This is a genomic window from Fusibacter sp., assembly GCF_057447755.1.
Genome location: NZ_JBVBZF010000164.1, coordinates 1 through 7,786 on the forward strand (window position 1 = coordinate 1; position 7,786 = coordinate 7,786).

The 7,786-nt window shown below is 38.4% G+C and carries 9 protein-coding genes and 1 other annotated feature; of the genes, 7 read left to right on the forward strand and 2 right to left on the reverse strand.

The annotated features are described in order from the left end of the window. Positions 1-266: AAA family ATPase (locus AC220I_RS15010; protein ID WP_486724669.1), on the forward strand; the 266-nt coding region annotated here is incomplete at its 5' end. A 204-nt stretch (positions 267-470) separates the two neighbouring features. Here AC220I_RS15010 and AC220I_RS15015 read toward each other — a convergent pair. After that, positions 471-935 (reverse strand): hypothetical protein, encoded by a 465-nt coding sequence (locus AC220I_RS15015; protein WP_486724670.1) that lies wholly within the window; start codon positions 933-935, stop codon positions 471-473. Positions 936-1,061: 126 nt separating this feature from the next. Between AC220I_RS15015 and AC220I_RS15020 the strand changes: the two genes are divergently transcribed. Both AC220I_RS15020 and AC220I_RS15025 read left to right on the forward strand, forming a co-directional pair. After that, positions 1,062-1,610, forward strand: coding sequence for a DJ-1 family glyoxalase III (locus AC220I_RS15020; RefSeq protein ID WP_486724671.1), 549 nt, complete (start codon positions 1,062-1,064; stop codon positions 1,608-1,610). 13 nt (positions 1,611-1,623) lie between these two features. Then, a complete protein-coding gene (locus AC220I_RS15025) occupies positions 1,624-2,376 on the forward strand; it encodes an NRDE family protein (RefSeq protein ID WP_486724672.1) in 753 nt (250 codons plus the stop codon). On the opposite strand, the gene AC220I_RS15030 is transcribed toward AC220I_RS15025, so the two are convergent. Next, positions 2,377-3,246: a hypothetical protein gene (locus AC220I_RS15030; protein WP_486724673.1), complete on the reverse strand. Its 870-nt coding sequence runs from the start codon at positions 3,244-3,246 to the stop codon at positions 2,377-2,379. A 169-nt stretch (positions 3,247-3,415) separates the two neighbouring features. Here AC220I_RS15030 and AC220I_RS15035 point away from each other — a divergent pair, with 169 nt between their 5' ends. The 4 genes from AC220I_RS15035 to alaS form a co-directional block, all read left to right on the forward strand. Then, positions 3,416-3,877 carry an RrF2 family transcriptional regulator gene (locus AC220I_RS15035; protein WP_486724674.1) on the forward strand — a complete coding sequence of 154 codons (462 nt, stop codon included), beginning with the start codon at positions 3,416-3,418 and terminating at the stop codon, positions 3,875-3,877. Positions 3,878-3,940: 63 nt separating this feature from the next. Next, a complete protein-coding gene (nifS, locus tag AC220I_RS15040) occupies positions 3,941-5,116 on the forward strand; it encodes a cysteine desulfurase NifS (protein WP_486724675.1) in 1,176 nt (391 codons plus the stop codon). Positions 5,117-5,118: 2 nt separating this feature from the next. Next, positions 5,119-5,562 (forward strand): Fe-S cluster assembly scaffold protein NifU, encoded by a 444-nt coding sequence (gene nifU / locus AC220I_RS15045; protein WP_486724676.1) that lies wholly within the window; start codon positions 5,119-5,121, stop codon positions 5,560-5,562. Between the two features lie 90 nt (positions 5,563-5,652). Beyond that, positions 5,653-5,868: a binding site (T-box leader), on the forward strand. 73 nt (positions 5,869-5,941) lie between these two features. Then, the coding region (gene alaS, locus AC220I_RS15050; protein ID WP_486724677.1) for an alanine--tRNA ligase at positions 5,942-7,786 on the forward strand (1,845 nt) is incomplete at its 3' end.

The following is a 7,786-nucleotide window of genomic DNA, read 5'->3' on the forward strand; positions in this document are numbered from 1 at the left end:
ACGAAGTTTTAGAGGATATTGCCAATAGAGACAATGGTAAAATACCATATTATTTGAAAGATGGCACTTCACTTAAGTTAGAACGAAACTACAGTGGCGATACTAAGTATCAAAAATATCAGTACCCTCACGCCTTTGAGGACCATTATGTCAAACAGCAGTATTTACCTGATGAAATTAAGGATAAACGCTATTATAGACCGACCGATTTGGGTCATGAAGCGGTAATTAAGGCATATCTCAATCGTACAAAGTACTCAGAGTAAAGGCCATTAGGTGTGATCACTTAAAAGTAAAAAAAGCCCATTATATCTGACTTTGAAAAAGAATCTTTGACATTTACATGTCATAAAAAAAGCTCTTATAGAAAATGAAAGACTTTCAAATTCTAAAAGAGCTCTTTATTTTTTTTTTTTTATTTTAAGTAGCGTAAATTTACGCATTGGACTTTTCGATTCTAGAACTGACCATTAATCTACTTTATCCTCTTCTGGCGCTTCAGGAAGTTCTTCATCTAAAACAGCATCTTGAGCAACTTCAGGTTTAGCTTGTGACTTTGTTTCACAACAAGTTGCATCACAGCAACCATCGTCGTCACAACATTCTTCATCACAACACTCATCATCGCACTCGTCGTCACAGCAACAGCATAAATCATCGCAACAATCGCCAAATGGGAGTTTGTCTTTTAATGACAATACAGATTGCTTTAAATCATTGAAGCGTTCTTTTAAGAAATCAGTCTCTTCAGCAAGTCTTTCCTTGTATTCCACCTCAGCGAGCTTAGGTAGTACATATTTTTTAGCACAGTATCCAGCAGCGGCACCGACAATCAGGCCTACTAAAAGATTTGCAGTTTGTCTTTGTTCTGAGCGCGCTAACATATCTTCATAGTATTGTCTTTCTTCTTCCATTCTTTTATTGTATTTAAACATAATACCTACCTCCACTTTTTTTTAACTATTACCCCAATTATAAGCAAATATCACAAAAATGTCTTAAGAATTCTATAAAATATAATATAATAATAATATAAGCGTCATATTGTGGAGGTGAAGATAATGATATATGTTTTTATCGCAAGTGGATTTGAAGAAGTAGAAGCGCTTGCAACTGTAGACGTTCTTAGAAGGGCAGAGCTTGAGACAAAAATGGTTGGTGTGAATGGACTTGAAATCACAGGTGGACATGGGATTAGTGTAAAAGTGGACTGTAGTATTGACGATATTTCAAGCCTAGAAGATGCTCAGGTTCTCGTATTACCTGGTGGTGTACCTGGCATTCATAATTTGAAGGCAAGCGAGAAACTTGAATCTTTAATTCGCAAGCAATTTGAAAGAGATGCATACGTGGCGGCAATTTGCGCGGCACCTTCAGTCCTTTATGATTGGGGCTTGATTGATCAGAGAAGGATAACGGCGTATCCGAGTTATTTGGCTAAGCTTGACCGCTGTTTTAAAGTTCCTGAGGATGTCGTAGTGGATGGCAAATTAATTACAGGCAAAGGTGTCGGTGTGGCACTAGAATTTGGGCTAAAGATTGTATCTGAATTAAAGGGTGAGGCGTTTGCAAATGAGCTTGGTCAAAAGATGGTCATGCCCAACAAGTGAAAGTAGGTAATTTATGTGCACAATAATATTTGCGCTTAATCAACATCCGCATTATAAATTGATATACCTTGGAAACCGAGATGAGTTTAAGGCTAGACCCACAGCACCTTCTGCCTACTGGGAAGATGAACCAAAGCTTTTAGCAGGAAGGGATTTAAAAGCATGTGGCACTTGGCTTGGCCTCACAAGGGATAAGAGAATATCCTTTTTAACTAATTATAGAGATTTTAAACGCATTAAGGAAAATCAGGCATCAAGAGGCGGTCTCACTTTTGATTATCTGAGGGGTGAAACCTCTGCTTTGACATTTCTAAATGATTTGAAAGCAAATGAAACAAGTTATAACCCCTACAATCTAGTGGTTGGCAATTTTGATGAGCTCTATTTTTACTCAAATGTGGAAGATGAAATCAAAAAGGTGGAAGATGGTATACACGGTTTAAGCAATGCCCATCTGGATACACCTTGGTATAAGGTGGAGAAGGCGAAAAAAAGACTTCAACACCTTATTGAAAAAGATCAAATTGATGTAGAAGCCTTGTTTGAAATACTTGATGATCGGGAAATACCGCCAGATCAATATTTACCAGATACCGGAATTGATATTGAGCTCGAAAGAAACCTATCAAGCATATTTATTGATCTTGATACTTATGGCACCATCTATCAAACGGTTATTTTAGTGGACCAAGACGATAAGGTAACTTATGTTGAACGCTTTATGGACTCAGACCATAAATGGACAAGTCATACCCTAAAAATATAATTAATTTTGACGCCAATAGATTTCTGAGGCGTCTTTATTTTTAGTGCCCTTAGCGATAATCTCTTCATCTGTGGTACCAGTACCAACAGAAATCACCAACTCATAATAATCGTAAAGGTCTCCGAGTGTGCCGATTCCAGGGCCCTTTAACTCGGAATAAGTTGCGGATGCTGCGCCCGAAAGTGCTTTTAAGACATCTGTTGCAATATCTTGGCAGCGTTTTTCAGATGTACTTGGCTTGACGAGGATGCCAAGACCAATCGTCCCCCCTTGTGGCGTGATGATAATGCTGGAAACATCATGGTTTTTAAGGCCTTCGTTTGTGGCAACTTCTATCATTTTTTCTGTTACAGGGAACTCGAGATCAGGCACTTGACTATCACCAGATTTAGAGGAATCAAAAACTTGATCACCACCCTCAAGGGTTTCCTTGCCTTCTAGATTGACGTTTATGTCCTCGTATGGATTGCTGAGTTTAAAGATGTAGATGCCTAGGATGACCAGTAAAAGAATGCCAACGACAAGTTTATAATTGACTTTAAAGGGCTTTTTCTCAGGAACAATTGGCTGAGGATTAAGCTCTTTTATTTTTCGGTCTAAGCGTTCTTTTATGGATTCAAAGCGTTCGACAGTACCAGATATCTGATCTTCTTTTATGAGCTCAATTGCTTTATTGCAGATGACAAGTGCTTCGTCATACCGGTGCCTTTTTTCTAAAAGACGGATGCCGCTTTCGTAGGTTTTTGATATTTTAGGTGTATAGTTCGCAAAAATCTCTTGGTATATTTCTAGAGCGATTTCTTCATTTATGAGTTCCATCTTCTGAGCTTTTTGAGTTAAAGTATAAAGTTCATTGAGTCTTTCTGACATTTAAACACCTCATTCTACATAGTCTAATATTATTATCGGCATAATTCGACAAAATGTTAACAATTAATTCATAAGATAATGGCGTTTTAAAGTTGACTCAAATAATCGGATATATTATAATTAAGATGATTTCATAGTAAATAACTAGGAATTGAAGGAGAGGATAAATTTGAAACTATCAACGAGAGGCCGTTACGGTTTGAAAGCCATGTTTGATTTGGCATCACATTATGGTGAAGGGCCAATATCTCTTACAAGTATATCGGAACGCCAAGCAATATCTGTAAACTATTTGGAACAGCTTATATCACCACTTCGCAAGGCTGGCCTTGTGACAAGTATTCGTGGTGCACAGGGTGGCTATATGCTTGCTCGACCAGCAAGTGAAATTACAGTAGGCGTCATATTGACAACTTTGGAAGGTCCTCTTGCTCCAACTGACTGTGTTATTGAGGATGATGATGGTGAAACCTGTGATCATTCACAATATTGTGTCACAAAGGTTATTTACGAAAAAATTTATGAAAGCATCACAAGTGTTGTAAATTCAATTACTTTACAGCACATGTTAGATGATTATGAACAAAATCAAGACAGTCATATCATAGAAACAATCTGTGAATGTAAATAATGTTGATATTCTGGCGAGAAAGTATCAAATTAATGAAATAATATGTTTATGAGGAGGGTTCTTATGAAAAGGATCTATATGGACTATTCAGCAACAACTCCAGTAAAAAAAGAAGTTTTAGATGCAATGATGCCTTACTTTACAGAGACGTTTGGAAATGCATCGAGTATACATGGATTTGGACAAGATGCAAAACGTGCCCTTGAAGCTGCAAGAGCAACCGTTGCATCTACCATGGGCACAACAGCGGATACCCTTTACTTTACAGCGGGTGGTTCAGAGTCTGACAACTGGGCGCTAAAGGGTGTAATGCGTGCCAATAAGGCAAAAGGTAATCACTTGATTACAACTAAGATAGAGCATCACGGTATTCTTCATACTTGTACTGCCCTTGAAAAAGAAGGTTTTGAAGTCACTTATCTTGATGTGGATGGACAAGGTAAAATTAGCCTTGAGGCTCTTGAAGCTGCGATTAACGAAAAGACAGTTATGATTTCAATTATGTTCATCAACAATGAAATTGGAACAATGCAAGATGTAAAAGCAATTGGAGAAATTGCCAAAAAGCATAAAGTGATCTTCCATACAGATGCAGTTCAAGCTTATGGAAACGTTAAAATAGATGTGAATGAACTCGGTATTGACTTAATGAGTATCTCAAGTCATAAAATATATGGCCCTAAAGGTGTAGGCGCTCTTTATATAAGAAAAGGCATTAAAATTCAAAATATCATCGAAGGTGGTGCCCAAGAGCGGAACCGTAGAGCTGGTACTGAAAACGTAGCAGGTATCGTTGGTTTTGCAAAGGCTGCTGAACTAGCCATGGCTGGCCTTGATGCCCATATCGAAAGGTTATCGGCATTAAGAGACAGACTGGCAAAGGGCATCATTGAAAGCATAGATTATTCAAGATACAATGGACATCCTACGGATAGACATCCAGGTAATGTCAGTGTATGCTTCGAGTTTATAGAGGGTGAAGCCCTTCTACTCAGTCTTAACGCTAAGGGCATTGCGGGTTCAAGTGGTTCAGCTTGTACTTCAGGATCGCTAGATCCATCACATGTTCTTTTGGCAATAGGTTTACCACATGAAATCGCACATGGCTCTTTAAGACTTTCAATCGGCGACTTCACAACAGAAGAAGATGTGGATTATGCAATTGAAGCTTTAAAAGAAGTTGTTCATAAATTGAGAATGATGTCACCACTATATGATAGAGTTTTAGGAGGAAAATAAGAATGTATACAGAAAAGGTAATGGATCATTTTATGAATCCTAGAAATGTTGGCGAAATTGAAAATGCCGATGGTGTAGGCGAAGTTGGTAACGTCAAATGTGGCGATATTATGAGAATTTATATCAAGGTAAAGGGTGACGTTATTGAGGACGTTAAGTTCAAGACATTTGGTTGTGGTTCTGCTATTGCTGCATCTTCAGTCGCAACAGAATTAATCATGGGTAAAACAATTGAAGAAGCGCTTAAACTCACAAACAAGCAAGTTGTGGACGAGCTTGGTGGTCTTCCACCTGTGAAAATTCACTGTTCTGTATTAGCAGAACAAGCCCTTAAGGCAGCGATTTATGATTATGCAACTAAGAATGATCTACACTTTGAAGCCCTTAAGGATTTTGATCCAAATGAAGATCACGATCATCATGATGTGGTGGACATCGAGTTTTAATGAGAATGACACACTTTCTCGTATGAGATGATTTATAAAAAAGTCTTTATTTTTAAAAAAACTGTGATAAACTATTTATATTGAGAATATGAAATCGCTATGACGAAGAGGAGTAAGTCGCAACCCCAGAGAGAATTCTTTTGCTGAAATGAATTCACCGTGACCCAAGCAGCTTCTGAGCTCAAATATTGAACTAATAGTAGATGTTTGCGATTTGCAATCGTTATTTTGCAGTTTACCTTTAAGAGTGATTGATGCCTATGGCATCTTTAAGTAGGGTGGTACCGCGGTATTGTCGTCCCTACAGCTTTTGAAGGTTTTTTTGTTTTTTGGTTTAAATAAGCAAAAAAAGAATATTTTTTTTTAGGAGGACTAACTGATGAAATCAATGGGATTAAATGAAATAAGAAAAGCTTTTTTAGATTTTTATGCATCAAAGGATCACTACGTAACGTCAAGCTATTCACTTGTGCCACAAGGCGATAAGAGCTTATTACTTGTAAATGCAGGCATGCAACCCTTAAAGAATTATTTTATGGGGACTGAAGTGCCGCCTAAAGTACGTATGGCAACTTGTCAAAAGTGTATTCGTACTGGTGATATCGAAAATGTTGGCGTAACAGCAAGACATGCTACTTTCTTTGAGATGCTCGGTAACTTCTCATTTGGTGACTATTTTAAAGAAGGGTCAATTAAGTTTGGCTGGGAGTTCATCACAGAAGTTTTAGAACTTCCTGTTGAAAAGTTATGGCCATCTGTTTACCTTGAAGATGATGAAGCCTTTGCTATCTGGAGAGATGTGATTGGCATCCCTGAAGAAAAAATCATAAGACTTGGCAAAGCGGACAACTTCTGGGAAATCGGCACAGGTCCGTGTGGTCCTTGTTCTGAGATTTATTTTGACAGGGGTCCTGAATTTGGCTGTGGTGATCCAGACTGTAAGCCAGGCTGTGAATGTGAACGCTTCCTTGAATTCTGGAATCACGTCTTTACTCAATTCGATAAAGATGAGCAAGGCAATTATAACCTTCTTGAAAAGCCAAATATTGACACAGGTATGGGGCTTGAGAGAATTGCTTGTATCATGCAAGATGTGGATACAATCTTTGAAGTGGATACCATCAAATTTATAAGAGATGCGGTCATTTCAAGAAGTGATGTGGTCTACGGTGCTGATCGCAAGCAGGATATCTCAGTGAGAATTATCACAGACCATGTGAAGGCAGTTACCTTTATGGTTGGTGACGGGATTATGCCAAACAACGAGGGCAGAGGCTATGTTCTTAGAAGACTTCTCAGAAGAGCTGCAAGACATGCAAAAATGCTTGGTATGACAGGTAATATCTTAACAGAGCTCGTGGATTCAGTGATGGAAGCATACGGTGAAAGTTATCCAAACTTACTTGAAAGAAAAGACTATATCAAGAAGATTATTTCGGTTGAAGAGGAGAGATTCCAAACGACAATCGATCAAGGCTTAACGATTTTAACAGATTATATAGAGGCTTTAAAGGCTGAAAATCAAACGGTATTAAGCGGCGAAAATGCGTTTAGACTCTACGATACCTATGGGTTCCCACTTGAACTTACGCTAGAAATCTTAGAAGAATATCAAATGACAGTGGATGAAGATGCCTTTAAAGAGCAAATGACACTTCAAAAAGAGCGTGCTAGAACAGCTAGGGGCTCAGGCGATGAACTTGGCTGGGCGCAGGATGCACTTGGTCAGTTGCCTAAAGATATGGAAAGTGTCTTCATTGGTTATGACCAAATGACAGCAGAATCAAAGGTATTGGCTATTGTTGGCGAAACCTTACTTGATGAAGCCTTTGAGGGTATGGAAGTCACTATTGTACTGGATCAAACACCTTTTTATCCTGAAGGCGGTGGACAAGTATTTGATACCGGTAAATTATCCACAGGAACTTTTGAGGCTGAAGTCGAAGAAACGCGTAAGAGTGTGGGTAAGCTAATTGCTCATCATGTTAAGGTAAATAAAGGTAGCATTAAGGTTGGCGATACTGTAACAGCAAGCGTTGATGTTAAGAAAAGACTTGCAACAGCAAGAAACCATTCAACAACGCATTTACTTCATAAAGCACTTAGACAAGTTCTTGGAACTCATGTAGAACAAGCTGGCTCTATGGTTTCACCTGAACGCTTAAGATTTGACTTTTCTCATTTTGAAGCCATTTCATATGAGGATCTTATGAAAATTGAAACC

Bases quoted from the DNA above. Each gene is read 5' to 3' on its own strand.
- AC220I_RS15015 (WP_486724670.1), bottom strand. From the start codon at position 935: ATGTTTAAATACAATAAAAGAATGGAAGAAGAAAGACAATACTATGAA.
- AC220I_RS15020 (WP_486724671.1), top strand. From the start codon at position 1,062: ATGATATATGTTTTTATCGCAAGTGGATTTGAAGAAGTAGAAGCGCTT.
- AC220I_RS15025 (WP_486724672.1), top strand. From the start codon at position 1,624: ATGTGCACAATAATATTTGCGCTTAATCAACATCCGCATTATAAATTG.
- AC220I_RS15030 (WP_486724673.1), bottom strand. From the start codon at position 3,246: ATGTCAGAAAGACTCAATGAACTTTATACTTTAACTCAAAAAGCTCAG.
- nifS (WP_486724675.1), top strand. From the start codon at position 3,941: ATGAAAAGGATCTATATGGACTATTCAGCAACAACTCCAGTAAAAAAA.
- nifU (WP_486724676.1), top strand. From the start codon at position 5,119: ATGTATACAGAAAAGGTAATGGATCATTTTATGAATCCTAGAAATGTT.